At 69.5% G+C, this 1028-nt stretch carries 1 protein-coding gene; it reads right to left on the bottom strand.

The features are described 5' to 3' along the window. A partial coding sequence (locus ACZ4A5_RS31595; protein ID WP_467591825.1) for an IS5 family transposase occupies nucleotides 1-820 on the bottom strand: 820 nt, incomplete at its 3' end. Nucleotides 821-1028: the final 208 nt, after the last annotated feature.

Below are 1028 nucleotides of genomic sequence, written 5' to 3'. Positions count from 1 at the left end.
GGGTGGTTTCGCCGGTGAGGCGGCGGGTCATGAGGTCGATCATCGCGAGGTGGATCATGGCTTCGGAGCGGTGCGGGTGGGTCTCGTAGTCGCGGGCGAGGCGGCGGTGGTGCATGAACCAGCCGAAGGTCCGCTCGATGGTCCAGCGTCTCGGGATCACCTTGAACCCCCGGGTGCCCGGGGGCCGCTGGACGGGGTGGACGTCGATGCCCAGGCGGGCGCCGTGCTCGATGGCGGTGGTGCGGTAGCCGGCGTCGACCCAGGCCTTGCGCACGCGGGGGTGGGCGGTGGCGATGCGGGAGAGCAGGTGGACGCCGGCGGCGGTGTCGGAGACACTCGCGGACGTGACCATGACAGTCAGCAGCAGGCCGAGTGTGTCCGTCCCCAGGTGTCGCTTGCGCCCGATGATGCGCTTGCCCGCGTCGGTGCCCTGGTCCGCGAGGTGCACATTGGCGGAGGTCTTGACGGTCTGGGAGTCCAGCACGCAGGCGGACGGCTCGCCGTTGCGGCCTTCGGCCTCGCGGACCAGGCGCCGCAGGAGGCCGGTGAGCTGCTCGAAGATGCCGTCCTTCTGCCAGGCCGCGAAGTAGCCGTAGGTGGTGCGCCAGTGCGGGAAGTCGTGCGGCAGGTAACGCCAGGGGATGCCGGTGCGGTCCACGTAGAGGACGGCGTTCATGAGGGAGCGCAGGTCGTGCTCGGGCGGGCGGCCGATGTCCAGGCCGCGGCCGCGGCGTCCGCCCCGCCAGGCCGTCAGCACCGGCTCGATCAACTCCCAGCGGGCATCGGATAGATCGCTGGGATAGCTGCGGCGCGGAGTCATGTTTCCGATGTACTGCGCGGCGGCTGGCTTGGCGAGCAGGCAGACGACCACCGACCGGGACGCCTTGGGATGACACAGGAGGTGCCGGAACAAAACAGCCCTCTCCCGCCACATCCCGGGCTCGTCGGCTCATCAGCCCCTCCAGCACCTGGACACGGCGACCGTAAAACCACAACACATTGCCCTGAAACAGGTGCAAACGCTCAGT

The sequence above is a fragment of the Streptomyces sp. NPDC025618 genome (genome assembly GCF_055558795.1).
Note: the sequence above shows the minus strand (reverse complement) of the source record. Positions and strands in the feature narration are given on the sequence as shown.